The sequence below is a fragment of the Thalassospira xiamenensis M-5 = DSM 17429 genome, assembly GCF_000300235.2.
Taxonomy (GTDB): domain Bacteria; phylum Pseudomonadota; class Alphaproteobacteria; order Rhodospirillales; family Thalassospiraceae; genus Thalassospira; species Thalassospira xiamenensis.
Genome location: NZ_CP004388.1, coordinates 234,053 through 258,030 on the forward strand (window position 1 = coordinate 234,053; position 23,978 = coordinate 258,030).

Consider the following 23,978-nt stretch of genomic DNA (forward strand, 5'->3'; position numbering starts at 1 on the left):
CCTGTTCAAGGTAATGTCTAAACTTGTGATCGCAACAAGACGAGATTGTTAAATCATTGGGCGTCATGTGAGGCGATGCTGTCAAGCAGGCTAACGCGGTTTGGGTGCATAGGTTAAATAGTTATTTATGAAATTTTCGATAGATTTTATCGATGGTATTGCGGGCTGATTTTGGGTGCCTCCGGTTTTTGCTTTTAATCGGCGGGGCGGGGCCGGATAATCGGCCCGCGAAATAATGCTGTTTTGACAGGGGTTTGTGATGAAGGTCGGGATTGTCGGGGCGGGAATGGTTGGCAGTTCGGCGGGTTATGCGCTTGCCCTGATGGGGATCGTCAGTTCCGTCGTTCTGGTCGATCATAATGCCGAACTTGCGATTGCACAGGCCGAGGACATTGCCCATGCGGTGCCGTTCATGTCGTCCTGCGTGGTGGAGGCCGGGGATTATGACCGGCTTTCAGGTGCGTCGGTCGTGATCCTTGCCGCCGGGGTCAGTCAGAAACCCGGCGAAACGCGTTTGGCGTTGCTTGAACGCAATGCGGCGGTGTTTCGCGATGTGGTGGGCAATGTGTTGCGGGTTGCACCCGATGCGATTTTGCTGATTGCATCGAACCCGGTTGATATCATGACCCAGATCACGGTGCGGCTCTCGGGGCTTCCGGCCGCCAAGGTGATCGGATCGGGCACGATCCTTGATACCGCACGGTTCAGGAGTTTGCTGGGGCGGCATCTGGGGATTTCGCCGCAATCAGTGCATGCCTATGTCCTTGGCGAACATGGCGATAGCGAGGTTCTGGCATGGTCGAATGCGCGGGCCGGGTCGCTTTCACTGGCCGGGTTTGCCGCCCAGGTCGGATCGGCGATTACCGCCGATGTGCGGGCCCGGATTGATGATGGGGTGCGCAATGCGGCCTATAAGATCATCAAGGGCAAGGGGGCGACCTATTACGGGATTGGCGCGGGGCTTGCGCGGATCGTCAAGGCGATTGCGCAGGATCAGCAGGAAGTCCTGACGGTGTCGATGGTCAATCGCGAGATCGAAGGGGTGGCCGATGTCGCGCTTTCGATTCCGCGTGTCATCGGGGCCACGGGCATCATGACCGATCTTTTCCCCGATCTGGATGGCGAAGAAAGGGCGGCCCTTCATCGCAGTGCGGCGTTGCTGAAAGCAACGGTCGAGGCGGTTTCGCTTTGATTCCGCTTTGATCTTGTGCGGGGCTGAATTTCAAAAGACATAATTGCCCGCTTTTCACGGCAGGGGCGAACGCGTTAGGCTTGCGGATAGATCAATCAAACATCATTGGGGAAGTTGTGCGACATGGACGGGTCCGATCAGGCGGTGCCGGATATCGCCTATAGCCCGATGCCCGACGAAGCAGGCATCCGTGACTTCATCGCCAGATGCGACCGGCTTTATCCGCCCGATGCGGTTGCCGCCGATATTGCGCAGCAACGCAGATGGTATGGCGCGCTTTGTGATGCGTTTGCCTATCCCCATCCGCCGGGGCTTCTGAGCCGTGATGATCATATTGCCGGGGTGGCGGTCAGGATGTATTACCCGGCGAAGATTCGCACAACGCGGAAGTTGCTTTACCTGCATGGCGGCGGGTTTATCGTCGGATCGCTTGATAGCCATGATGCGATCTGTGCCGAGATTGCCGAGGCGGCGGGGGCGGAAATGATTTCGGTCGATTACCGGCTGGCCCCCGAACATCTTTGGCCAGCGGCGCATCAGGATGCGTTTGCGGTTGCGCGCGATGTGCTGTCGCGCGGTGCGGAGATCGTCCTGATTGGCGATAGTGCCGGGGCGACATTGGCAGGTGGCCTTGCGATCCGGGCGCGCGACGAGGGGCTTGGCGCGGGTGTTGTCGGGCAGGTCCTGATTTATCCGGCCCTTGGCGGGGACCTTGGCTGGCCATCCTATGGGCAGATGGCGTCCGCCCCCGGATTAAGTACCGATGATGTGATTTATTATCGCGATGTCCTGAAGGCACCGATGGATGATCCGGTGGCCTATCCGCTTTCGGCGGAGGATTTGCGCGGGTTGCCGCCGACCTATATCACCGCGGCCTATTTTGATCCGCTGCGCGATGACGGGCGGGAATATGCCGCGCGGCTGGCCCGGGCCGGGATTGACGTGACGTACCGCGAAGAACCGCAGATGATCCATGGCTGGCTGCGTGCGCGGTATATGAGCGACGGGGCGGCGACCGGGTTCCGGTTTTTGTGTGACGCGATAAAGCGCATGGCCGCGGAATAATGTGCCCGATAGTGCTGCGAATTTGTTCGTGTCTTCACCGGTGACGTAAAATCCCTGCGCGATGGGGGTTTTGATCATTTCCTGTTCTGGTGATAGTCTTGGTCGCCTCATCTGTTTCGAAGGTGTGTTTTGCCCGTTAGGGCACCCGTAGAACGGAGGCAGGGAATGTATCGCAAGATCATGGTACCCGTGGATCTGACGCATATCGACAGGCTGGAAAAGGCGCTTTCGACGGCGGCGGATCTGGCAAAGCATTATGGTGCGGAAATCTGCTTTTTCGGGGTCGGGACAAATACCCCATCCCCCATTGCGCACAATCCGGCAGAATATGATCGCAAGATGGCCGCCTTTGCCGAGGAGCAGGGCAAGAAGACCGGTATCAGCTGTTCGGGCATGACCCGCATTTCACATGATCCGGCGATTGATCTGAGCGAAATCATTGTTGATGCGGCAACGGAGGCCAGGGCGGATGTGATCGTCATGGCATCCCATGTGCCGGGTATTGCCGATCATATTTTTGCATCCCACGGCGGATATGTTGCGTCGCATTGGGATCATTCCGTGTTCCTGGTGCGTTAATAGCAGGCAAATCGGAAAAATTGCGGCCGGGGGTGGCCGCAAATATGCTTTTCAAGGGAGATTTTCATGGGATCGAATGCCGAGACGGGCATCGAAAGCCCGGATGGTGCCGCCAATCCGATCGAGACCGATTATGAAATCGGGCAGGATAACTTCACCACACAGATCGGGCCGTTCGGGCTTGATGTGCACAATCCCGTCTTTCTGATATCGGGTTTGTCGATTGTGGCGTTCGTGTTTCTGACACTGGCGTTTCAGGACAGTGTGGGGCCGATGTTCAATGACATGCGGGGCTGGCTGACATCGACGCTTGACTGGTTTTTCCTGTCTGCGGCGAATGTGTTTGTTCTGTTGTGCCTGTTTCTGATCGTCTCCCCGCTGGGCAAGGTGCGGCTTGGCGGGCAGGATGCGACGCCCGATTATTCCTATAGCGGCTGGTTTGCCATGCTGTTTGCGGCCGGCATGGGCATCGGCCTTATGTTCTATGGCGTGTCAGAACCGATTTCGCATTTCACCACCTCGATGGGGGGTGCGGTTGTTGGTGATGGCGGGGCCCGGACGGACTGGGCACCGCTTGGCGGGGCGATGGGCGATGCGGATGCCGCCTTTGACCTTGGCATGGCGGCAACGATTTTCCATTGGGGCCTTCATCCGTGGGCGATTTATGCCACCGTTGCGCTCGCACTTGCGCTGTTTTCGTTTAACAAGGGCCTGCCATTGACCATGCGGTCGGTGTTTTATCCGATCTTTGGCGAGCGTGTCTGGGGCTGGACCGGGCATGTGATTGATATCATGGCGGTATTTGCCACCCTGTTCGGGCTTGCGACGTCGCTTGGTTTTGGGGCGGAACAGGCTAATGCCGGGCTTCAATTCCTGTTCGGGTTACCGGAATCCGACGGATCGAAGGTGTTCCTGATCATCGGGATTACCGGGATTGCGTTGATTTCGGTTCTTGCCGGGCTTGATGCCGGGGTCAAGCGGCTTTCGGAAATCAATATGGTTCTGGCCGCCCTGCTTTTGCTGTTTGTGGTTCTGGTCGGGCCGACCATGGATATCATCAAGGGCTTTTTCACAAGTCTTGTCGCCTATGTCGAATATCTGCCGGCGCTTTCGAACCCGGTCGGGCGCGAGGATGCCAATTTCAGCCAGGGCTGGACGTCGTTTTACTGGGCGTGGTGGATTTCCTGGTCACCGTTTGTCGGCATGTTCATTGCGCGCGTATCGCGGGGCCGGACGGTGCGGGAATTCATTACCTGTGTTCTGATCATTCCGTCGCTGGTGTGTGTTTTGTGGATGACCGCATTTGGCGGCACGGCGGTGCATATGGTCAATGAAGGTGTTCAGGCGATTGCCGATGCCGCCCTTCCGATCAAGCTTTTCACCATGCTTGAACAATTGCCGTTGCAGGCGATCACGTCGTTTATCGGGATTGTTCTGGTGATCGTGTTCTTTGTGACCTCGTCGGATTCCGGGTCTTTGGTGATTGATACGATTACGGCGGGCGGCAAGGTCGATGCACCGGTGCCCCAGCGCATATTCTGGTGCACGTTCGAGGGGCTGGTTGCGATTGCGCTGTTGCTTGGCGGGGGGCTTGGTTCCCTGCAGGCGATGGCGGTTTCGACCGGGTTCCCGTTTGCCATCGTGCTGTTGCTGGCGTGCTATTCCATCATTCAGGGATTGCGCAGCGAGCCCCGTTGAATGGCAAACCGATAGACGTAAAAAGGGGCGCAAAACATTGCGCCCCTTTTGTGCAGGTGTTGGCCGGTTTACGGTTTGATCTGCTCGAATGTCATGATTGACTTGTTGCTGGCGTCGACCAGCATCAGATCGCCTTCCTGCAATTTCCAGCCTTTGACATCTGCCATGGCGGCGATAAAGGCATCCTCGACCTCCATCGCATTTTCCATGCACATCATTTTGGTGCTGCCCAGCGGTGACACTTCAAGCGCGGTATCCTTGCGGGTGTAGCTGCCGAAATAGCGGTTGCAGCCTGTCGATCCGGCAATCTTTCCGTCATCGGTAAAGTTGACGCTGGCAAGGATCGGGCTCATCGGGGTCAGGCTTTTGTCTTTCGCCTCAATTCGCATCAGTTGCCAGTTGTGACCGGCAATTGCAGACCAGTCGGCGGGGGATTTTTCCTCGGCCGGTTTGGTCGTGGCTGCACAACCGGCAAGCCACAGGCTGCTGGCGATGCCAAATGCGGCGAAGGTTAAAGAGGTTGCTTTGCGCATTGGAAATATCCTGTGTTTGGAGGCTGTCCGGGTCTGAATGCCGTGTTTCGGGCAGCATGAACCATGCCGGGATACTCATACGACTTTGCGGCGAAATTTTAGCAGGGTTACAGCGCATTTTTATCGTTCTGTCGTAAGGGTTTGGCAGGGTTGCGGTACACAAGACCTTTGCGCTTGGCGGTGTCGGGGGCTATGGTATCCGGGCCCGCCACCATCTTTAAGGTCATCATCATGAAGCTTACCCTGTCTGACGCACATGCGCTTGTGTGTGATACCCTGCTGCGTTGCAAGGTTGACCCCGACAATGCCAGATCGGTGGCAACCGCCCTGATCACGGCCGAGGCCGCAGGCCAAGGCGGGCACGGTTTGCGCCGCGTTCCGGCCTATGCCGCGCAGGCCCGTGCAGGCAAGGTGGACGGGTTTGCCAAACCGGTTGCCGATCAGCCGTTTCCCGCCGTGTTGCGGATTGATGCGCAGTTCGGCTTTGCCTATCCGGCACTTGACCTGATGATCGAACGATTGCCCGATATCGCGCGTAGTCAGGGGATTGCGGTGGCGGCAATCCATAAATCCCACCATGCCGGGGTGATGGGGCTTACCGTGGAAAGACTGACTGAGGCGGGGCTGGCGGCGATGATGTTTGCCAATGCCCCGGCCGCGATGGCGCCCTGGGGTGGGCGTCGTCCGATGTTTGGCACCAACCCGATTGCCTTTGCCACCCCGATTGGCGATGGCGATCCGATCGTGATTGATCTGGCATTGTCCAAGGTGGCGCGCGGCAAGATCATGGCGGCCAAGCAGAAAGGGGTTCCGATCCCCGATGACTGGGCATTGGATGCAGACGGCAATCCGACCACCGATGCGGTCAAGGCGCTTGAAGGCACGATGGTTCCGGCAGGCGGGGTCAAGGGCGCGGCCCTTGCCATGATGGTCGAAATGCTGGCCGCCGGGTTGACCGGCGCGCAATTCGGGCATCAGTCATCGTCGCTGTTTGATGACAAGGGTGCGCCGCCCGCACTTGGCCAGATGGTTATTGCGATTGATCCGGTTGCGGTTGGCGGGGCGGGGATACTTGATCATTTGCGCTATATCGCAGATGAGATCGCGCTTGAGGAAACCGTGCGGTTGCCGGGGCGACGCGGACAGAATGCGCGGCGGGATGCGGAAATTCAGGGGCTTGATATCGAAGATGATGTCATCGCTGCGATTGAAGCCATCAAGTAAATCCAGACGCGATTATGCGAAATACGAGACCCCGGCAGTTTCTTTCTGTCGGGGTTTTTCGTGATTTGGCCCGCCTGTATCGCTATTTGTGAACGCGGTCACAAGTAATAATTGAATTATTACACTGCCATTTCTTGGGTGAGCATTTTTTTATTTGAATAATATCTTGATGTATAGACAAGTTTGATTGTTGTCGGTGAAATGAAGGCGTCGTAATCATCGAACTGTAACATCATCGTCACCATAGAGTCGCGGTTTGTGCGTAGCTTCTTGACCAGCGAAACACAAGCAGGCGGACTTTAATGCTGGTCGTAGATATTTCCGGACTGAACAAGAGCTTCTCGCGCGATAAACGGGCATTGAACAATGTCAGTTTACAGGTCCGCGAGGGCGAGATGGTCGCGCTGATCGGGGCGTCCGGTTCGGGTAAATCCACCCTGATCCGTCATATTGCCGGTTTGCTGCGCGGGGATCGCGATGGTGGCAAGATCGAAGTATTCGGTGAAGTCATCCAGCAGAACGGCCGCATTGCAAGGGGTGCGCGCAAGGTGCGCGCCGATATCGGCGTTGTGTTTCAGCAATTCAATCTGGTCAGCCGCCTGACGGTTCTGACCAATGTTCTGACCGGGATGCTGGGCCGTGTGCCGGCATGGCGCGGGTCGCTTTGCCTGTTTACCAAGGCTGAGCGCATTCGGGCGATGACCGCGTTAAAGCGGGTCGGCATTGACGGGCATGCGATGAAAAAGGCGCGCAACCTTTCGGGCGGGCAGCAGCAGCGTGCCGCGATTGCGCGCACGATCACGCAGGGTGCACGCCTTATTCTGGCCGATGAGCCGATTGCATCCCTTGATCCGGCGTCATCACGCAAGGTGATGAATACGCTTGATCGTGTGAACCGCGAAGACAATGTCACCGTGATCGTATCGCTGCATCAGGTCGATTATGCCCGTGATTATTGTGCGCGCACGATTGCGATGCGTGATGGCGAAGTCGTTTTTGACGGTCCATCCACCGAACTGACGCCGGAATTCCTGCGCGAACTTTACGGCGAATATTCTTCCGAGCTTTTCGCACCTGCCCCGGATGACGTTCCGGCCAAGAGCAGGGTCGCGGAGAAGGATCTGGCTTTCGTTTCAAGCTAGATCAGGACGATTTCTCTCTGCCTTACATCTCTTTTTATTTCACCTCTACCAACCAACCTGACGGGGGACTTCCCATGATCCGCAAGACAATTGCATCCGCAGCCCTTGCTGCCAGCATGCTCGTAACCGGCATGGCCTATGCCGATGTCGAATTCAAGCCGCTTGAAAAAGACCCGGAAACCATCGTGTTCGGTTTCATTTCGACTGAGTCGAGTGCCAACCTGAAGGCACAGTGGCAGCCGATGATCGACGATATGGAAGAAGCGCTTGGCAAAAAGGTCGAGGCATTCTTTGCCCCGGATTATGCCGGCATCATCGAAGGCATGCGTTTTGGCAAGGTTCACGTTGGCTGGTTTGGTAACAAGTCGGCGATGGAAGCCGTTGATCGTGCGGGCGGCGAAGTTTTCGTCCAGACGTCCAAAAGCGATGGTACGAACGGCTATTATTCCCACATCATCACCCAGGCCGATAACGACAAGCTCAACACGCTTGCCGATATGCTGAAATGCGACGGCACGCTTAACTTCGGTATCGGTGATCCGAACTCGACCTCTGGCTTCCTGGTTCCGACCTATTACGTCTTTGCGCAGAACGGCGTTGATCCGAAGAACTGCTTCAAGACCGTTCGCAACGCGAACCATGAAACCAACCTGATGGCGACTGCCAATCATCAGGTCGACGTTGCTGCCAACAACTCCGAACAGCTTGCGCGCACCCAGATGGTCAAGCCGGAAATCACCGACAAGGTCAAGGTTATCTGGACCTCGCCGCTGATCCCGTCTGATCCGATGGTTTATCGCAAGGATATGTCGCGCGAACTGAAATCCGAAATCAAGGCGTTCTTCCTTGGTTATGGTCGTCTGGGCAATGTTGAAGAAGCCAACAAGGTTCTTGGCGGCATTCAGGATGGCATGGGCAAATTCATGGAAAGCAGCAATGCGCAGCTTTACCCGATCCGTCAGCTTGAACTGTATAAAAACAAGCTGAAAATCGAGAACACCGCCGAACTGTCCGCCGACGAGAAAGCAAAACGCGTTTCTGAAATCGACAAGAAACTCGCAGAACTCGATATCCTGGTTTCTTACGAGTAACCGGCATCCGAACGGGGAGCCCCGCATAAGGGCTCCCCGTTTGTTTTTATTTCCCGGGAAAAGCACATGAACAGCAGCCTTTCGACATCGGCCGTAACCGCCGCAGAACTTCCGCCGCGCGATCTGAAACGTTCAGGCGCAAGTTTCCTTCTTTGGGCGTTCATTCTGGCCATTCTGGCCCTGTCCTGGGAGGGGGCCGACATGCGGCCCATGGCCCTGATTGAAAACAGTGGCAACATGGTCGATTTCGCGGACGGGTTTTTCCCGCCGGATTTTCTGATGTGGAAAACCTATGTCAGTGAAATGTGGATCACCATCCAGATTGCGATCTGGGGTACGGCGCTTGCGATTGTCTGTTCGATCCCGTTTGGCATTCTGTGTTCTGAAAACATCGTTCCGTTCTGGGTTTACCAGCCGGTACGCCGCCTGATGGATTCCTTCCGCGCGATCAATGAAATGGTTTTTGCCATGCTGTTTGTGGTTGCGGTTGGTCTTGGTCCGTTTGCCGGTGTGCTTGCGCTTTGGATCCATACCACCGGCGTTCTGGCAAAGCTGTTTTCAGAAGCCGTCGAGGCAATTGATCCTGAACCGGTCGAAGGTATCCGGGCCACGGGTGCCAACGGGTTGCAGGAGGTCATCTTTGGGGTGATCCCGCAGGTTCTTCCGCTTTGGATTTCCTATTCGCTGTACCGGTTTGAAAGCAATGTGCGGTCGGCAACCGTTCTTGGCATCGTTGGTGCGGGTGGTATTGGCATGGTTTTGTGGGAATATATCCGCGCATTTTATTACGCGGAAACCGCAGCGGTCATGATCATCATCATCATATCGGTTAGTCTGCTTGATGTGATTTCGCAGCGTCTGCGCAAACTGGTGACCTGATCCATGACGTTCAAGATTACGCAGGCCAAACCGGCAATGAAACAATTGTCGGAGGCCCCGACGATTGATCCGAGTGCGGTGGTGGTTGATTGCGAGTTTGGTGTCTGGACCGAAATTGGCCCGAGCACCAGCATCCGCGAAAGCGTGATGGGTGATTATTCCTATGTCGTCAATGACAGCGAGATCATCTATTCCGACATCGGCAAATTCGTAAATATCGCGGCCCATACACGGATCAATCCGGGGCAGCATCCGATGGACCGGGCATCGATGCATCATTTCCAGTACCGGTCGAGTGCCTATCAGCTTGGCGATGATGATCCGGCATTTTTTGACTGGCGGCGCGAAAAGCGCGTCAAGCTTGATCATGATGTCTGGATCGGGCATGGCGCGATTGTTCAGGGCGGGGTCACCATCGGGATCGGGTCGGTGGTTGGATCGGGTGCGGTGGTGACCAAGGATGTGCCGCCCTACACGATTGTGACCGGTATTCCGGCCACGCCATTGCGCCCGCGATTTGACGCGGAAATTGTCGATGCGCTGCTTCGCATTTGCTGGTGGGACTGGGATCATGCAACATTGGCAGACCGGCTTGACGATTTTCGTCGTTTGCCGGTACGGGATTTCTGTCTGAAATACGATCTGCGATAAATCGAAAGCCAGTCGAGGCCACATGACCGACTATCAGCGTTATGCTGTTTATTATGCACCGCAAGCCGACAGTGATCTGGCGGATTTTGGCAATGCCTGGCTGGGGCGTGATCCGGCAACCGGGCGGGAAATCGCGCGCCCGGATGTTGCAGGACTTGATCGGGACGAGATCGCATCGATCACCGTTTCCCCATCACGATACGGGTTTCATGGCACCCTGAAACCGCCCTTCGCCTTAAAGGACGGGCAGACACGCGCGCAGCTTGAAAGCGCGATTGCCGACGATTGCGCCGGGGCAAGCCCGGTTGCGTGTGGTCCCCTGATCCTGAAAGCCATCGGAAGTTTTATCGCACTTGTCCCGACCGAACCGGTCGGCGGGCTTGGCGATCTGGCATCCGGTCTTGTGAAGGTGCTTGACGGTTTCCGGCAGCCCGAAGACGAAGCCGCGATGAACAAACGCCGTGCATCGGGACTAAATGATCGACAGGAAGAATATCTGGTCCGGTGGGGGTATCCCTATGTGATGGAAGAATTCCGTTTTCACCTGACCCTGACCGGCAAGCTTGATCCGGATCGGATGATGCGGGTGCGCGATGCGGTGGCCCCGATTGTTGCACCGTTGTGCGATGCACCATTTACGATCAGCGATGTCTGTCTTTTTGGTGATCCGGGGGATGGAAAGCCGTTTGATTTGTTGCGGCGCTTTGCGCTTGGATGATGGGCGATTGCGCCCCGGAAGTTAAAAAATGCTGCAGTGTTTTGCTGCAGCATTTTTTGTTTAGACTGCCCGGTTTCCAGGCGCTTGGTCCGTGTGTGCCGTGCGGTGGAAAATGGCATCAATGAAACGGCCAATACCGGTTTCAAGGTCATTGTCATTTTCAACGGCGATCACGTTGGGACCATCGACCTGATAGGCCGATGCGCGCCGCAGGCGTTGTTCGATATCGTCGGAACTTTCGCGGCCACGGGCCACAAGGCGTTGGCGAAGGGCATCTTCGTGGGCCCGGATGCTGATGACCCGGACGTGATCGGGACCCAGAAGATCGCGGGCATCGTCAATCACGCTGCGTGATGCGTTGACGACAACGATTTTGCCGTTGGCGACGTCGTTTTGGACATGATTGGGAATGCCGTAACAAAGATTGTGCGCCCGCCAGCTCAGCAGGAAGGCACCCTGCTTTGCCATCGAAGCAAAATCCTCGGCCCGCACGGGAATATGGATTTCGCCAACCGATCCGGCCGGGCGGGTAATGCAGCGACGGGGAAACAGGATGGTTTCATCGTCGTGCAAACGTGTCCTTGCCGCATCCAATAGGGTATCCTTGCCAACCCCGCTGGGGCCGACGACAAGAATCAGCAATCCATTTTCCGAAACGCCATGAGGGGTGTCATGGCGCGCGATCATGACACGCGGATTCCCAGACGCCACACACCGCGCACAATCGGATGGTGCGGTGAATGATGGACCCGGATCAGATCGCCGCGTTTGCCAACCGCAATTTCGCCCCGGTCATCAAGGCCGACCTGTTTTGCCGGGGTCAATGTTGCGGTGCGGACCGCACGCGGCAGGTCATAGGCATCGAAATCATCAAACAGTTTCATGACGCCGTGCAGCAGGCTGTGCGGGACATAGTCACTTGAGATAATGTCGAGATAGCCGTGCTTTGCCAGATCGCCCGCGGCGACATTGCCGCTGTGGGAGCCGCCGCGCACAAGGTTCGGCCCGCCCATCATCACGCCAAGCCCGCCTTCGTGTGATGCCTTGGCCGCCGCCAGTGTCGTCGGGAATTCGGCGACAGTCATTTTATCGGCGACGGCTTCGGCAACGTGTTCCTCGGTCGCGTCATCGTGGCTTGCCAGTGCAAGGCCCCGGCTATGGGCGACGTCGACAACGTGGCGGCGGTGTTTGGCGGAATACAGTTCGGAATCACGTTTGCGGCTGGCGACGAATTTACGCATTTCCTCGTCCGAGAGGCCGTATTTGCCCTGATAATAGGTGTAATAGGCATCCAGACTGACGAATTGGCGTTGGCCCGGCGTGTGATCCATCACCGAGAGCATCTTGACCAGAGGCAGATCAACCAGATTATCGAGCGCCTCGACCAGCCCGCCATAGGATGTTTCGCAGCGCAGATGCAGTTTGTGATCTGCGCGCAAAAGGTTGTTCTCGAGCGCATGCTGAAGGGCGGTCACCGATTCAACCAGTCGTTCGATCCGTTCTGATCCGTCTGAGACGTCGCCGACAGAGATGGCATCAAAGACCGTTGTGATGCCGGCACTGGCGACCTGATTGTCGTGCGCAATCACCGCAGCGGTAGCGGGCCAGCGGGTTTTGGGACGCGGGGTCAGGTGTTTTTCGAGATTGTCGGTATGCAGTTCGACCAGTCCGGGCATCAGATAATCGCCACCCATGTCTTCGGCACCGGGCAGGTTGGACGGGCGGTCCGAGATATCGGTGATCAGGCCATCCCTGATCTGAACGGCACCTTCGATGACATCATTGGCCAGGACAATTTTGGCATTGGTAAAAATCTGTTCAGTCATTGGCCCCAACTTTAAACGAAGTCACATCAAACGATCCCGTGCAGACCGCATCGCGGGTGTCGTGATCATGGAAAATACCGGCAATGGCAGCGCCGCGTGCCTTGGCTTCTTCAATCAATGCCAGAACCGTGGCACGATTTTGGGTGTCAAGCGATGCGGTCGGTTCATCAAGCAGCATGATCGGATAATCGGCGATGAAACCGCGCGCGATATTCACGCGCTGCTGTTCGCCCCCGGAAAAGGTCAGGGGGGAAAGTTGCCACAGACGTTCGGGAATGCGCAAGCGGGTCAGAAGATCGCGGGCCTTTGCCAGTGCCGTTTCGCGGGCCGTACCCAGCGCGATCAGGGGCTCGGCGACGATTTCAAGCGTTGGCACACGCGGAATGACGCGCAGGAACTGGCTGACATAGCCCATGGTGCGTTTACGCATATCAAGGATCGCATGCGGGCTTGCGGTGGTGATATCAAGCCAGTCGCCATCGTGCAGCACGCTGATCGAGCCGCTTGAACAGGTGTAATTGGCATAAAGCATGCGCATGAAGGTGCTTTTCCCCGATCCGGATTCACCGGTCAGCGCAATGCATTCACCGGCATTCAGGCGGAATTCGACCCCTTCGAATACCGGGATCGTGACGCTGCCCTGAGTATGCAGGGTAAAGCCCTTGGCGACGTTTGTGGCGTGAAGCATTTCAGACATTTCAATCGCCCTAGTTTTGCAGGATGGAAGAAACAAGCAACTGGGTATAGGCGTGCTGTGGATCGTCGAGCACCTGATCGGTCAGGCCGCTTTCGATCACTTCGCCGTTCTGCATGACCATCAGGCGATGCGATAGCAGGCGGGCAACCGCCAGATCGTGGGTGACGATGATCACCGCCAGATTAAGGTCGTGAACCAGCCCGCGCAGCAGATCGAGCAGGCGGGCCTGAACCGAGACGTCCAGACCACCCGTGGGTTCGTCCATGAAAACGAGACGCGGGCTGGTTACGAGGTTGCGGGCAATCTGCAGGCGTTGCTGCATGCCACCCGAAAAGGTTGAGGGCAGATCATCAAGGCGTTCGGTGGCAATTTCGACCTTGCCAAGCCAGTTTTCGGCGGTGCTTCGGATATTGCCGTAATGACGATCACCGACCGCCATCAGGCGTTCGCCGATATTGGCCCCGGCACTGACATTCATGCGCAAACCATCGCGGGCATTCTGGTGAACAAACGCCCAGTCGGTGCGCATCAGCAATCGACGTTGCGCTTCGGACATCTGATAGACATCGCGGATGCCATCAATGCGGGTATGATATTCAACCATGCCCTTTGTCGGTTCCTGCCGGGCGGAAATGCTGCGCAGCAAAGTTGATTTTCCGGACCCGGATTCACCGACGATGCCAAGCACTTCGCCGGGGCGGAGTTCAAAACTGACATTGCGGCAACCGACCCGGTCGCCATACATCATGGTCAGGTCGGAAACGCGCAGAAGCGGTTCATGTGAGCGGGTCATTATTCTGCGGCCTTTCCGTTGCTGTGGCTGGTGCCAAGGGGCTGGTCATGATGTTGCGGGCCGCGATGGCCGGCGTCCTGCCGTTCGCTGCAATAATCGGTGTCCGAACAGACGAACATCCGGTTGCCCCTGTCATCGAGGATGACTTCGTCAAGGTAGCTGTCGGTTGCGCCGCACATGCCGCATTCGTCCTTCCAGCTTTGCACCTCGAACGGGTGATCTTCGAAATCGAGGCTTTTGACCTTGGTGTAGGGTGGCAGGGCATAGATGCGTTTTTCACGGCCGGCCCCGAAAAGTTGCAGGGCGGCCATCATGTCCATTTTTGGATTGTCGAATTTTGGCGTCGGCGACGGGTCCATGACATAGCGATCATCGACCATTACCGGATAGGCATAGGTGGTGGCGATATGGCCGTGACGCGAAATGTCTTCATAGAGCTTCACATGCATCAGGCCATATTCTTCGAGCGCGTGCATCTTGCGGGTTTCGGTTTCGCGCGGTTCAAGGAAGCGAAGCGGTTCGGGGATCGGCACCTGATAGACAAGGATCTGGTCTTCGCGCAGTTCCTTTTCGGGAATGCGGTGGCGGGTCTGGATGATCGATGCCTCGGCGGTTTTTTCGGTGGTGGCGACATTGGCGGTCTTGGCAAAGAACTGCCGGATCGACACGGCATTGGTGGTGTCGTCCGCGCCCTGATCGATGACTTTAAGGGTATCGTCCGGGCCGATGACGGCGGCCGTGACCTGCACCCCGCCGGTACCCCAGCCATAGGGCATCGGCATTTCGCGACCGGCAAACGGCACCTGATATCCGGGGATGGCAACGGCCTTTAGCAGTGCGCGCCGGATCATGCGTTTGGTTTGTTCGTCAAGATAGGCAAAATTATAGGCCGAAGATGCTTCTGGCGGATTATTTACGGTCTGTTCCATATTGGTTACTCCGCGGCTTCGGGTTGTGATCTGGCGTTTTTGGCATCGGCTGCATCCGCCTTTGCCAGACGTTCAAGCACTTCGGCACGCATGCGCCGGACAAGTTCAAGTTCGCCCTGGAAATCGACATAGTGCGGCAGCTTGATATGTTCGACAAAGCCGGTTGCCTGCACATTGTCGCTATGTTCCATGACGAATTCCTCGTCCTGGGCCGGGCCCATGACCTGTTCGCCCATTTCACGCGCACGCATGGCGCGATCCACCAGCGCCATTGATATGGCCTTGCGTTCGTTCTGACCGAAGACAAGCCCGTAACCACGGGTGAATTGCGGCAGCTTGGTTTTGGAACCCTTGAATTTGTTGACGGTTTCGCATTCGGTCAGCTCGATATCGCCGATGTCGATGGCAAAGCCGAGTTCTTCGGGTTCGATTTCGACCGCAACGCTGCCATAGCGGATTTCACCGACAAAGGCGTGGCTGTTGGCGTAGCCGCGCTGGGTGGAATAACCCAGTGCCAGCACAAAGCCCTCGTCCCCGCGGGCGAGGTTTTGCAGGCGCAGATCACGGTCGGCGGGGAATTTGACCGGCTCGCGCGTCAGATCGGCGACCGGGGCGTCATCATTGGTCGGGTTGGGTTCGTCTTGTATCAGGCCCTCGTAATTCAGAAGGTCGTCAAGAACGCGGGGCATGGTTTCATCCACCGGATGATCGGCGGTGTGGGCGGTTGCCGGTTCCTCGCCATTGGCCATCAGGGTGAAATCAAGCAGGCGGTGGGTGTAGTCAAATGTCGGGCCGAGAATCTGCCCACCCGGCAGATCCTTGAAGGTTGCCGAAATGCGGCGTGCGATATCCATTTCGGCGGTTTTGACCGGCTTGGAAAAGGCAAAACGCGGCAATGTGGTGCGATAGGCGCGCATCAGAAAGATTGCCTCGATCAGGTCCCCGCGACCCTGCTTGATGGCAAGGGCGGCGAGATCGCGGTCATAAAGCGATCCTTCGGCCATGACGCGGGTGACCGACAGCGACAATTGCTGTTCGATCTGGCTGGTTTCGATTTCGGCAACGTCCCTGTCGCCACGGCGTTTTTCGGCAAGAAGCCGGTGGGCATTGTTGATGGCGCGTTCGCCACCTTTGACGGCTACATACATTTTATCTGACCTCGATCCGGGTGGTGCGCGGAAGGGCGGCGATTTTGCGATCTGCGGCAAAGACGACATCGACACCGCAGGGGAACAGATGATGGTTTTCAGAACGCCATGCGTGGAAGGCGGCGGGCAGGCCGGGCACGGAAAGGTTCTGACTGTCCTTGATGCCGGGGCCCCGCAGGATCATGTCGGCCTTGTCCGATATGTCTTCGACCATCAGGATCAGGGTTGCCGACTGATCGGGATATTCGGCATTGCCAAGCGCCAGATCGGTGATGAAACCAAGATCTTCGCCAAGGTTGACCACGGCAAAATCGGCAGCGGATGGTGTTCCGGTGATCGGGCTGCCGCAATGGAATTTAAGATGGGTATTGGCAGCATTTGATGCGCAATCGGGGGAGAGCCAGATTGTCGTATCCATATCGGCCATCGCCAGCAGAAAGGCGGTTGCGGATTTGTTCAGCCCGGCCGGTGCCGGGAGATCAAGCGGCAGATCGTAAATCCGACCGGGATGCGCCATGGCATCCAGAAGGGTGCGAAACACGGCATTGGACTCAAAGGCGGCATTTTCAAAACCGCGCAGCAATTCGGGGGTCCGGGCTTGTGGGGTCATTCGTCTTCTCCGCGGACAAGGGTAAAGAAATCGACCTTGGTGGCCGCAGCCTTGCGGGCGGCTTCGCGTTTTGCCTCGGCCTGCTGGCGGGCGAGCATGTCGATGAAATCGGACGCGGCGTCGTCGCGTTGCATGATGGCATCAAACAGGGCGGCATATTGCGCCTGTATCTTGTCGCGTCCCTTGACATAGGCATGACCGACGGTGCCGTCGGACAAAGTGACCGCGCAGCGTGTGACGGTCATTTCGCCAAGGTTGAAGCGCTGCCCGGCCCCACCGGCGCGACCGCGCACCATGACCATGCCGATTTGCGGTTCGCGCAGGTGGCTCCATTGCACATCGGCAAAATGATCGTGCCATTCCTGTTCAAGAATTGTGCGGTCCGTGCGGGCCAGCACCGCCATCCAGCGTTGGCGTGCCTGTGTGGCGGGATCGATGTTCGATCCGTGGTCTGATCCGGATTGCGGGGCGGGTTGCGCCGTCATCTGTCTGATCCTTCTATGCGGGTGTCGACAAATTCAAAATTTGTCTAGACGTCTATACATATTCACGTTATAAGACGATTACGCGGGCTTGGCAAAGGCCTTGCGGTGAAAGTTTTGTGAATGGGGATTTCGATGGATTGGGAAGCAGGGCTATCTATCTGGAAGCAAATCGAAAAACAGCTTCTTGCCGATATTGCCAGCGGGGTGTTCGCACCCGGCGATAAAATGCCGACCGAGATGGAACTGGTCCGCCGATTCGGCGTGAATCGCCATACGGTGCGACGTGCGATGTCAGCCCTTGTCGATGCCAATGTCGTGCGTGTCGAACAGGGGCGGGGGGCATTTGTTCAGGAACAGATTCTGGATTATCCGCTTGGTGCCAAAACGCGGTTTTCCCAGATCGTATCGGGCCGTCATCGATTGCCCGACAAGAGATTGATTTCGTCTGAAATCCTGAAAGCCAGTGCAACCATCGCCCAGTTTCTGGATGTCAAACCGGGGACGCGGGTTGTCGAACTGTTTTCCGTGTCGGAGGCCGATGGCATTCCGCTGGCGGTGGCGACAAGCTATCTTCCGGTTGCCCGGTTCGAGGGGATTGTCGAGATATTTACCCAGACAAAATCCCTGACCGAAGCTTTCAAGCATTTCGGGATTGATGATTACAGCCGCAAAACCACCCGCATCAGTGCCCAGTTGCCATCATCACGTGTGGCAAGCCTGCTGAAACAGGCCAAAAACCGGCCGGTGATATCGACGGAAAGTGTTGATGTCGATTCTGCCGGTGTACCGATTGAATACGGGATTACCGCCTTTTCCAGTGACCGGGTGCAGTTGATTGTCGAGTAGCAGACAGGTTCAGTATTCCCGCCCCGGACGGGCCCTATAGACCGGGAAGCTCAGTTTAAACCATATGGCACTTGCGCGCAGGGCGAAGGAACACAGGAACGCGATCAGGGCGACCGGGGCACGGGGAAGCGACAGTATATCGGTGCCGATCACATAGATTGATGCGCCGAGAAGCGCGCAGGTGATGTAAATTTCAGGGCGCAGGATCAGCGGAATTTCGTTACACACCACATCACGGACCATGCCGCCAAATGTGGCCGTGATGGTGCCAAGGATGATGGCAACCAATGGCGATACGCCAAGGTTAAGGCCGATAGCCGCCCCCGTCACGCCAAACATCGCAAGACCAAGCGCATCAAGCCAGATCAGCGCGACATAACGCCGTTCAACCAGATGGGCGGTGAAATAGGTGAAGACGGCACTGCCGATACAGGTAATGACCCAGGCCGGGTCCCTGATCCAGAAAACCGGTGTGGCGCCGGTGATCACGTCGCGAACCGTCCCGCCGCCGATGCCGGTAAAGGTCGCGATCAAAACGAAGCCGACAATATCCATCTGGCGCCGCGATGCTTCCAGCGCGCCGGTCACGGCAAAAACGGCAACGCCGGTCAGTTCGAGCCAATAAATAATCTGGGTAATTGTCATAATGTCGCTTCAACACCGTTTCAGATATGCAGTCTTATCGGATCGATCTGACTTGCCGGATGGCATAGAATTTCAGTATCACCGATTTTTCAGTATGTTTGGTGCCATCATGCCAAACGTAAGATGGCTTTGGAAAATGTTTTCCCCGTTCGTCTTAAAAAGCCGAGAGCGCGGTCTTATATGCAGCACACGATAAGCCGCATGTCTTAAAAATGACGGCATATAAATCGGGCAATCGCAAATAAGGCTGTCCGTAGGGAAGTGAGAGGATTGACTGTGAAAAGCTTTTCGCAGGTGGGTGTCCGTGTCCAGATTGCGCTGGTCACTGCTGTGCTTGTTGCGGCACTTGCCGGCATCATGAGCTATGTCGTTGGTCAAAGGTCGGCCGACGTTCTGACAAGGCAGATCGGCACTGGTGTGGCCGATGTTGCCCTGCAAATGGCAGACGAGCTTGATCGCACGATGTGGACCCATCGCGGTGAAGTCGCGGTTCTTAGTACCTTGCGCGCGATCCGAAACCTGAATGACATTGATCAGGCCAGCGAACTGATCAACCGGTTGCAGCATGAATTGCCAATTTTCACATGGATCGGCGTGCTGGATGCGGATGGCACCGTTGTTGCCGCTACGGGGGATATTCTGGTCGGCACGGATGCTTCGGCACGGCCGGTTTTTGAGTTTGGCCGCAAGGAGATGTTCATTGGCGATGTCCATGACGCCAAATTGCTGGCCGAAAAATTTCCGGGCCCGACCGGCGAGCCGATCCAGTTTGTTGATATTGCCGTTCCGTTGCTAAACGATGCCGGTAACTTCAATGGTGTTCTGGCAACGCATCTGAGCTGGGAGTGGGCGAATACGGTAAGGCGCAACCTGTTCGCAGGCCAGGGTTTGCATCGGAGCGTTGATATCTTTGTCATCAGTGCCGATGGCACGGTCCTGCTTGCGCCGGATTTTGAAAGGGCGGGCCAGAAGCTTGATCTTGATCTGAAAAGTGCAAACGACACGCCGAATGCGGGCTGGCAGATCGCCCGCTGGCCCGATGGCAATGACTATCTTACGGGGGCTGCACCGGCCGATGGCCACCTTGATTATGCCGGGCTTGGCTGGACTGTGCTTGTGCGCCAGCCGGTAACCTCGGCATTGATGCCGGTCAACGATTTGCGTTCCGATATTCTGGCGCTGGGCCTTGGTCTTGCGGTGCTGTTTAGCATCATTGCCTGGTGGGGGGCTGGTTTCATCGTCGGCCCGCTGGTCAGGATCGCGAATGCCGCCGGGGAGCTTAAACGTGGTGAGATCGAAAACCTGCCACAGGTTGCAGGGGCGCGCGAAATCCGCACGCTTTCAAGCAGCCTGAACAGTCTGGTCGTTAAACTGACCGAGAAGGACAACGCCCTTGGCGAGATGAAGCATATTGCGCATCATGATCCCCTGACCGGGCTTGGCAACCGTCTGGCACTGGATGTTTATTTCGAACATGCCCTGGCACAGGCCAACCGCCAGCGCAGTCAGCTTGGCGTTCTTGTTCTTGATCTGGACGATTTCAAACCGATCAATGACCGGCTGGGGCATGCGGCAGGGGACGAGGTGCTGTGTGAAGTTGCCCGTCGGCTGCGTCGCTGTGTGCGCGGTGGGGATCTGGTTGCCCGCACCGGCGGCGACGAGATGGTCATTGTTTCGCATCTTGGCGAAAACGGTGTGACCGAAATACGCGCTTTGGCCGAACGAATCCTTAATGACATTCTTATGCCGTTCATTACCGGCGGAAACCGGATATCGATCAATATCAGCATCGGTATCGCTGTTTATCCCGATCATGCCACCCGCCCGGAGACGCTGCTGGAGCAGGCCGATCAGGCGCTTTATGTGGCCAAAAGCAAGGGCAAGCATCGCTATGTCATTCATGGCGATGAAAACCGCGCGCAGAATTCCGGCTCACGCACCTGAAATCGGGTCAGACATGACCATCCAATGGCTTGACTTGGTGGTGATTGCTAAGCATTAAGCAATCCATGACCATTTCATCAGAAACCGAACTTGAACATCTGCGCCGTATTGGACGCATCTGTGCGCGTGCGCGCGACGTGATGGGGGCCGCTGCCGTTGCAGGCATGACCACCGCCGAACTTGATGCCATTGGCCGCAAGGTCCTTGAGGATGCCGGGGCGGTTTCAGCACCCGAAAGCGAATATGATTTTCCCGGTGCGACCTGCATCAGTGTGAATGAGGAAGTCGCACACGGTATTCCGGGTGATCGGGTTCTGGCGGATGGCGATCTTGTGAATATCGATGTGTCGGCGTCGCTTGACGGCTATTTTTCCGATACCGGTGCCAGCTTTATCGTCGGAACGCCGCGCCCTGAAATCGTGAAGCTGTGCGATGATGGCAAAAAGGCAATGTGGGCGGGGATCAAGGTCGTGCGCGACAAGGCACCGATCCGTGAAATCGGTCTTCGGATCGAAAACTTTGCCCGAAAGGGCGGTTACAGCCTGATTAAAAATCTGGCCAGTCACGGGATCGGAAAATCATTGCACGAAGCGCCGGAAACCATCCCGACATGGGATGATCCGCGCGAACGCCGGTCGCTGAAAAAAGGTCAGGTCATCACCATCGAACCGTTCCTGTCGCGGGGGTCGAACTGGGCGCTTGACGGGGATGATGGCTGGACGCTGTATGCCGATACCGGCGCACCCACCGTACAATACGAACATACGCTGGTGGTGACACAGAATGGCTATGAAATCATGACATTGGCCGGATAAACCCGACCGGTTTATATTGCGCTGCATGATGGATATGAAAAAGGCCGCCCGGAACATGTCGGGCGGCCTTTTTAGTGCGGTATTGATGGCAGTTATGCGCCGTATTTTGCCTTGGCTTCGCGGCGACGCGCGTGCAGGACCGGTTCGGTATAGCCGTTTGGCTGTTCGCGGCCCTTGAACACCAGATCACAGGCGGCAGCAAAGGCAACACTGTCATCAAAGTTCGGTGCCATGTTGCGATATTCCGGGTCGCCTTCGTTCTGTTTGTCGACGACGGCGGCCATGCGTTTCATGGTTTCCATCACCTGATCCTTGGTGCAAAGCCCGTGATGGAGCCAGTTGGCGATATGCTGGCTGGAAATGCGCAATGTGGCGCGGTCTTCCATCAGGCCGACATTGTTGATATCGGGCACTTTGGAGCAGCCAACCCCGGCATCGATCCAGCGGACAACATAGCCAAGAATGCCTTGGGCGTTGTTATCAAGTTCTTCCTGGATTTCGCTTGGCATCGGGTTGATGTCGCCAAGACGCGGGATCGAGAGGATATCATCGAGGCTGGCGCGTTCGCGTTTGCCAACTTCGTCCTGTACGGCACGGACATCGACCTGATGGTAATGCATGGCATGCAGGGTGGCCGCAGTGGGGGATGGAACCCATGCGCAGTTGGCCCCGGCTTTGGGATGGCCGATTTTGGCGGTCATCATTTCGGCCATGCGATCCGGTTTGGCCCACATGCCCTTGCCAATCTGGGCGATGCCCTTCATGCCGCATTCAAGGCCGACATCGACATTCCAGTTTTCATAGGCCGAAATCCAGTACTGGTCTTTCATCGCTTCCTTGCGAACGACCGGGCCTGCTTCCATGCTGGTGTGGATTTCATCGCCGGTGCGGTCGAGGAACCCGGTATTGATGAAAACAACACGGTCCTGGGCAGCACGGATGCATTCCTTGAGGTTCACCGTCGTGCGGCGTTCCTCGTCCATGATGCCGACCTTAAGGGTATTTTCCGGCAGGCCAATTTCACGTTCGACAAAGGCAAACAGATCATTGGTCAGGGCGACTTCTTCGGGCCCGTGCATTTTCGGCTTCACGATATAGACGCTGCCGTGGCGCGAGTTTGAAACGCTGCTATTGCCGTCAATGTCGTGTTTGGCGATCAGGCTGGTCATCATCGCATCAAGGAAGCCTTCGGGGACTTCGTTGCCATTGGCATCCAGCACCGCGTCGCTTGTCATCAGGTGGCCAACATTGCGCACCAGCATCAGACTGCGCCCCGGCAGGACAACATTGTGGCCATCAAACCCCTGATAGGAACGGTCCGGGTTGAGGCGGCGGGTAACGGTTTTGTCGCCCTTTTCAAAGCTTTCTTCCAGCGTGCCTTTCATCAGGCCAAGCCAGTTGCGATACACCGCAACCTTGTCTTCGGCATCAACGGCGGCAACCGAATCCTCGCAATCCTGAATGGTGGTCAGGGCGGATTCCATGATCACATCGCAGACACCGGCCGCATGGGTTTTGCCAATCGGGTGCGTGGGATCAATGCGGATTTCCAGATGCAGGCCATGATTGCGCAGCAGGACTTCGGAAAGGGCACCGTCTTTTTCGTTGTAGCCAATAAATTGCGATGGCTGTGCCAGCGATGTTTCGCTGCCGTCTGACAGGGTCACCACCAATGTCCACCAGCCAGAACCGTCTTCGCGGACTTCGTATTTGGCGACATCGGCATGTTTGCCATTGGCCAGCGGCACCGCCTGATCAAGGAATTTTGCGGCATAGGCAACGACGGCTGCCCCGCGCTTGGGATTAAAGCCAGCGGTCTTTTCCTTGCCATCGGCATCGTCAATGACATCGGTGCCATAGAGCGCGTCATAAAGGCTGCCCCAGCGGGCATTGGCCGCATTAAGCGCGTAACGCGCATTCATCACCGGCACGACCAGCTGCGGGCCGGCAACACGGGCGATTTCCGGGTCAACATTGGTGGTCGAAATATAGAAATCGTCGCCTTCGGGCAGAAGATAGCCGATTTCCTTGAGGAATTCCTTATAGGCCAGCGGGTCACGGGCCTGATCCTGCCGAGACAGGTGCCATTCGTCGATTTTGTCCTGCAACTCGTCGCGCTTTGCCAGCAGCGAACGGTTCCGTGGGCCAAGTTCGTTCACGAGCTTTTCGAACGATGCCCAGAACTGGTCGGAGGAGACACCGGTGCCCGGGGTGATTTCGTTGGCAACCAGATCATGCAGAACGGTTGCGATCTGAAGGCCGCCTTTGGTGATACGTTGGGTCATGTTTCCTCTCGACAGGCTTGAAGTCTTTTGCAACGGCCCGATGTGACCGATGCATATCTTTGTCACAACATATGGGCTGGAAGCGGGCAGGGTCCACAGCCGGTTTCACTTTCGTGGGATGTTTTCCGTATTGTGGAAACGATACCGACGCCCGGCGGATGATTATTGCCGTTATATGCCGCT

The 23,978-nt window shown here is 56.7% G+C and carries 25 protein-coding genes; 13 read left to right on the forward strand and 12 right to left on the reverse strand.

Features of this window, described 5'->3' with window-relative positions:
* The first annotated feature begins 259 nt into the window (after window positions 1–259).
* The 4 genes from TH3_RS01045 (at window position 260) to TH3_RS01060 (ending at window position 4,534) form a co-directional block, all read left to right on the forward strand.
* Window positions 260–1,192 carry an L-lactate dehydrogenase gene (locus TH3_RS01045; protein WP_007089262.1) on the forward strand — a complete coding sequence of 311 codons (933 nt, stop codon included), beginning with the start codon at window positions 260–262 and terminating at the stop codon, window positions 1,190–1,192.
* Between the two features lie 123 nt (window positions 1,193–1,315).
* On the forward strand, window positions 1,316–2,257 hold the full coding sequence (locus tag TH3_RS01050; protein WP_007089261.1) for an alpha/beta hydrolase: 942 nt from the start codon (window positions 1,316–1,318) through the stop codon (window positions 2,255–2,257).
* A gap of 165 nt (window positions 2,258–2,422) precedes the next feature.
* Window positions 2,423–2,836, forward strand: a complete 414-nt coding sequence (locus TH3_RS01055; protein WP_007089260.1) for a universal stress protein — start codon at window positions 2,423–2,425, stop codon at window positions 2,834–2,836.
* 66 nt (window positions 2,837–2,902) lie between these two features.
* A complete protein-coding gene (locus TH3_RS01060; protein ID WP_007089259.1) occupies window positions 2,903–4,534 on the forward strand; it encodes a BCCT family transporter in 1,632 nt (543 codons plus the stop codon).
* Between the two features lie 68 nt (window positions 4,535–4,602).
* Here TH3_RS01060 and TH3_RS22195 read toward each other — a convergent pair whose 3' ends face one another.
* Together TH3_RS22195 and TH3_RS23395 are read right to left on the reverse strand one after the other, a co-directional pair.
* A complete protein-coding gene (locus TH3_RS22195; protein WP_007089258.1) occupies window positions 4,603–5,067 on the reverse strand; it encodes an META domain-containing protein in 465 nt (154 codons plus the stop codon).
* Window positions 5,068–5,174: 107 nt separating this feature from the next.
* Window positions 5,175–5,300, reverse strand: coding sequence for a hypothetical protein (locus TH3_RS23395; RefSeq protein ID WP_267958669.1), 126 nt, complete (start codon window positions 5,298–5,300; stop codon window positions 5,175–5,177).
* Between TH3_RS23395 and TH3_RS01070 the strand changes: the two genes are divergently transcribed.
* The 6 genes from TH3_RS01070 to TH3_RS01095 all read left to right on the forward strand — a co-directional run bounded on the left by TH3_RS01070 (window position 5,299) and on the right by TH3_RS01095 (window position 10,772).
* Window positions 5,299–6,291 (forward strand): Ldh family oxidoreductase, encoded by a 993-nt coding sequence (locus TH3_RS01070; RefSeq protein ID WP_040060362.1) that lies wholly within the window; start codon window positions 5,299–5,301, stop codon window positions 6,289–6,291. The genes TH3_RS23395 and TH3_RS01070 overlap by 2 nt on opposite strands.
* A 302-nt stretch (window positions 6,292–6,593) precedes the next feature.
* Window positions 6,594–7,433 (forward strand): phosphonate ABC transporter ATP-binding protein, encoded by an 840-nt coding sequence (gene phnC / locus TH3_RS01075; RefSeq protein ID WP_007089256.1) that lies wholly within the window; start codon window positions 6,594–6,596, stop codon window positions 7,431–7,433.
* Between the two features lie 74 nt (window positions 7,434–7,507).
* Window positions 7,508–8,524, forward strand: a complete 1,017-nt coding sequence (gene phnD, locus TH3_RS01080; RefSeq protein WP_007089255.1) for a phosphonate ABC transporter substrate-binding protein — start codon at window positions 7,508–7,510, stop codon at window positions 8,522–8,524.
* A gap of 66 nt (window positions 8,525–8,590) precedes the next feature.
* A complete protein-coding gene (gene phnE, locus TH3_RS01085) occupies window positions 8,591–9,403 on the forward strand; it encodes a phosphonate ABC transporter, permease protein PhnE (RefSeq protein ID WP_007089254.1) in 813 nt (270 codons plus the stop codon).
* Between the two features lie 3 nt (window positions 9,404–9,406).
* Complete coding sequence (locus TH3_RS01090) at window positions 9,407–10,054, forward strand: LbetaH domain-containing protein (RefSeq protein WP_007089253.1); 648 nt, start codon at window positions 9,407–9,409, stop codon at window positions 10,052–10,054.
* A 22-nt stretch (window positions 10,055–10,076) separates the two neighbouring features.
* The gene (locus tag TH3_RS01095) at window positions 10,077–10,772 is read left to right on the forward strand and encodes a DUF1045 domain-containing protein (protein ID WP_007089252.1); all 696 of its coding nucleotides are present in this window, start codon (window positions 10,077–10,079) and stop codon (window positions 10,770–10,772) included.
* Between the two features lie 60 nt (window positions 10,773–10,832).
* Here the strand turns inward: TH3_RS01095 and phnN are convergent, their stop codons facing one another.
* Genes phnN through phnG form a run of 8 tightly spaced genes read right to left on the reverse strand, consistent with a single transcriptional unit; the run spans window position 10,833 to window position 17,260 of the window.
* Window positions 10,833–11,459: a phosphonate metabolism protein/1,5-bisphosphokinase (PRPP-forming) PhnN gene (gene phnN / locus TH3_RS01100; protein ID WP_007089251.1), complete on the reverse strand. Its 627-nt coding sequence runs from the start codon at window positions 11,457–11,459 to the stop codon at window positions 10,833–10,835.
* Window positions 11,456–12,598, reverse strand: coding sequence for an alpha-D-ribose 1-methylphosphonate 5-triphosphate diphosphatase (locus tag TH3_RS01105; protein ID WP_007089250.1), 1,143 nt, complete (start codon window positions 12,596–12,598; stop codon window positions 11,456–11,458). The genes phnN and TH3_RS01105 overlap by 4 nt, the downstream gene beginning before the upstream one ends.
* The gene (gene phnL, locus TH3_RS01110; RefSeq protein ID WP_007089249.1) at window positions 12,591–13,295 is read right to left on the reverse strand and encodes a phosphonate C-P lyase system protein PhnL; all 705 of its coding nucleotides are present in this window, start codon (window positions 13,293–13,295) and stop codon (window positions 12,591–12,593) included. Before phnL ends, TH3_RS01105 begins: the two co-directional genes overlap by 8 nt.
* A 10-nt stretch (window positions 13,296–13,305) precedes the next feature.
* On the reverse strand, window positions 13,306–14,088 hold the full coding sequence (phnK, locus tag TH3_RS01115; RefSeq protein ID WP_007089248.1) for a phosphonate C-P lyase system protein PhnK: 783 nt from the start codon (window positions 14,086–14,088) through the stop codon (window positions 13,306–13,308).
* Window positions 14,088–15,017, reverse strand: a complete 930-nt coding sequence (locus TH3_RS01120) for an alpha-D-ribose 1-methylphosphonate 5-phosphate C-P-lyase PhnJ (RefSeq protein ID WP_007089247.1) — start codon at window positions 15,015–15,017, stop codon at window positions 14,088–14,090. The genes phnK and TH3_RS01120 overlap by 1 nt, the downstream gene beginning before the upstream one ends.
* A gap of 5 nt (window positions 15,018–15,022) precedes the next feature.
* Window positions 15,023–16,165, reverse strand: coding sequence for a carbon-phosphorus lyase complex subunit (locus tag TH3_RS01125; RefSeq protein ID WP_007089246.1), 1,143 nt, complete (start codon window positions 16,163–16,165; stop codon window positions 15,023–15,025).
* Between the two features lies 1 nt (window position 16,166).
* A complete protein-coding gene (phnH, locus tag TH3_RS01130) occupies window positions 16,167–16,775 on the reverse strand; it encodes a phosphonate C-P lyase system protein PhnH (RefSeq protein ID WP_007089245.1) in 609 nt (202 codons plus the stop codon).
* Window positions 16,772–17,260: a phosphonate C-P lyase system protein PhnG gene (gene phnG / locus TH3_RS01135; protein ID WP_007089244.1), complete on the reverse strand. Its 489-nt coding sequence runs from the start codon at window positions 17,258–17,260 to the stop codon at window positions 16,772–16,774. Before phnG ends, phnH begins: the two co-directional genes overlap by 4 nt.
* Before the next feature lie 132 nt (window positions 17,261–17,392).
* On the opposite strand from phnG, the gene phnF reads away from it, so the two are divergent.
* Complete coding sequence (gene phnF, locus TH3_RS01140; RefSeq protein WP_114093873.1) at window positions 17,393–18,106, forward strand: phosphonate metabolism transcriptional regulator PhnF; 714 nt, start codon at window positions 17,393–17,395, stop codon at window positions 18,104–18,106.
* A gap of 9 nt (window positions 18,107–18,115) precedes the next feature.
* On the opposite strand, the gene TH3_RS01145 is transcribed toward phnF, so the two are convergent.
* Window positions 18,116–18,751: a trimeric intracellular cation channel family protein gene (locus tag TH3_RS01145; RefSeq protein WP_007089242.1), complete on the reverse strand. Its 636-nt coding sequence runs from the start codon at window positions 18,749–18,751 to the stop codon at window positions 18,116–18,118.
* A 276-nt stretch (window positions 18,752–19,027) separates the two neighbouring features.
* On the opposite strand from TH3_RS01145, the gene TH3_RS01150 reads away from it, so the two are divergent.
* Together TH3_RS01150 and map are read left to right on the forward strand one after the other, a co-directional pair.
* Window positions 19,028–20,695: a GGDEF domain-containing protein gene (locus TH3_RS01150; RefSeq protein ID WP_007089241.1), complete on the forward strand. Its 1,668-nt coding sequence runs from the start codon at window positions 19,028–19,030 to the stop codon at window positions 20,693–20,695.
* A 65-nt stretch (window positions 20,696–20,760) separates the two neighbouring features.
* A complete protein-coding gene (gene map, locus TH3_RS01155; RefSeq protein ID WP_007089240.1) occupies window positions 20,761–21,510 on the forward strand; it encodes a type I methionyl aminopeptidase in 750 nt (249 codons plus the stop codon).
* A gap of 92 nt (window positions 21,511–21,602) precedes the next feature.
* Here map and TH3_RS01160 read toward each other — a convergent pair whose 3' ends face one another.
* Window positions 21,603–23,795: a malate synthase G gene (locus tag TH3_RS01160; RefSeq protein WP_007089239.1), complete on the reverse strand. Its 2,193-nt coding sequence runs from the start codon at window positions 23,793–23,795 to the stop codon at window positions 21,603–21,605.
* Between the last annotated feature and the right edge of the window lie 183 nt (window positions 23,796–23,978).

What these genes read in the sequence shown, in the direction of transcription:
- TH3_RS01045 (WP_007089262.1), top strand. Translation starts at nt 260, where the DNA reads ATGAAGGTCGGGATTGTCGGGGCGGGAATGGTTGGCAGTTCGGCGGGT.
- TH3_RS01050 (WP_007089261.1), top strand. Translation starts at nt 1,316, where the DNA reads ATGGACGGGTCCGATCAGGCGGTGCCGGATATCGCCTATAGCCCGATG.
- TH3_RS01055 (WP_007089260.1), top strand. Translation starts at nt 2,423, where the DNA reads ATGTATCGCAAGATCATGGTACCCGTGGATCTGACGCATATCGACAGG.
- TH3_RS01060 (WP_007089259.1), top strand. Translation starts at nt 2,903, where the DNA reads ATGGGATCGAATGCCGAGACGGGCATCGAAAGCCCGGATGGTGCCGCC.
- TH3_RS22195 (WP_007089258.1), bottom strand. Translation starts at nt 5,067, where the DNA reads ATGCGCAAAGCAACCTCTTTAACCTTCGCCGCATTTGGCATCGCCAGC.
- TH3_RS01070 (WP_040060362.1), top strand. Translation starts at nt 5,299, where the DNA reads ATGAAGCTTACCCTGTCTGACGCACATGCGCTTGTGTGTGATACCCTG.
- TH3_RS23395 (WP_267958669.1), bottom strand. Translation starts at nt 5,300, where the DNA reads ATGATGATGACCTTAAAGATGGTGGCGGGCCCGGATACCATAGCCCCC.
- phnC (WP_007089256.1), top strand. Translation starts at nt 6,594, where the DNA reads ATGCTGGTCGTAGATATTTCCGGACTGAACAAGAGCTTCTCGCGCGAT.
- phnD (WP_007089255.1), top strand. Translation starts at nt 7,508, where the DNA reads ATGATCCGCAAGACAATTGCATCCGCAGCCCTTGCTGCCAGCATGCTC.
- phnE (WP_007089254.1), top strand. Translation starts at nt 8,591, where the DNA reads ATGAACAGCAGCCTTTCGACATCGGCCGTAACCGCCGCAGAACTTCCG.
- TH3_RS01090 (WP_007089253.1), top strand. Translation starts at nt 9,407, where the DNA reads ATGACGTTCAAGATTACGCAGGCCAAACCGGCAATGAAACAATTGTCG.
- TH3_RS01095 (WP_007089252.1), top strand. Translation starts at nt 10,077, where the DNA reads ATGACCGACTATCAGCGTTATGCTGTTTATTATGCACCGCAAGCCGAC.
- phnN (WP_007089251.1), bottom strand. Translation starts at nt 11,459, where the DNA reads ATGATCGCGCGCCATGACACCCCTCATGGCGTTTCGGAAAATGGATTG.
- TH3_RS01105 (WP_007089250.1), bottom strand. Translation starts at nt 12,598, where the DNA reads ATGACTGAACAGATTTTTACCAATGCCAAAATTGTCCTGGCCAATGAT.
- phnL (WP_007089249.1), bottom strand. Translation starts at nt 13,295, where the DNA reads ATGTCTGAAATGCTTCACGCCACAAACGTCGCCAAGGGCTTTACCCTG.
- phnK (WP_007089248.1), bottom strand. Translation starts at nt 14,088, where the DNA reads ATGACCCGCTCACATGAACCGCTTCTGCGCGTTTCCGACCTGACCATG.
- TH3_RS01120 (WP_007089247.1), bottom strand. Translation starts at nt 15,017, where the DNA reads ATGGAACAGACCGTAAATAATCCGCCAGAAGCATCTTCGGCCTATAAT.
- TH3_RS01125 (WP_007089246.1), bottom strand. Translation starts at nt 16,165, where the DNA reads ATGTATGTAGCCGTCAAAGGTGGCGAACGCGCCATCAACAATGCCCAC.
- phnH (WP_007089245.1), bottom strand. Translation starts at nt 16,775, where the DNA reads ATGACCCCACAAGCCCGGACCCCCGAATTGCTGCGCGGTTTTGAAAAT.
- phnG (WP_007089244.1), bottom strand. Translation starts at nt 17,260, where the DNA reads ATGACGGCGCAACCCGCCCCGCAATCCGGATCAGACCACGGATCGAAC.
- phnF (WP_114093873.1), top strand. Translation starts at nt 17,393, where the DNA reads ATGGATTGGGAAGCAGGGCTATCTATCTGGAAGCAAATCGAAAAACAG.
- TH3_RS01145 (WP_007089242.1), bottom strand. Translation starts at nt 18,751, where the DNA reads ATGACAATTACCCAGATTATTTATTGGCTCGAACTGACCGGCGTTGCC.
- map (WP_007089240.1), top strand. Translation starts at nt 20,761, where the DNA reads ATGACCATTTCATCAGAAACCGAACTTGAACATCTGCGCCGTATTGGA.
- TH3_RS01160 (WP_007089239.1), bottom strand. Translation starts at nt 23,795, where the DNA reads ATGACCCAACGTATCACCAAAGGCGGCCTTCAGATCGCAACCGTTCTG.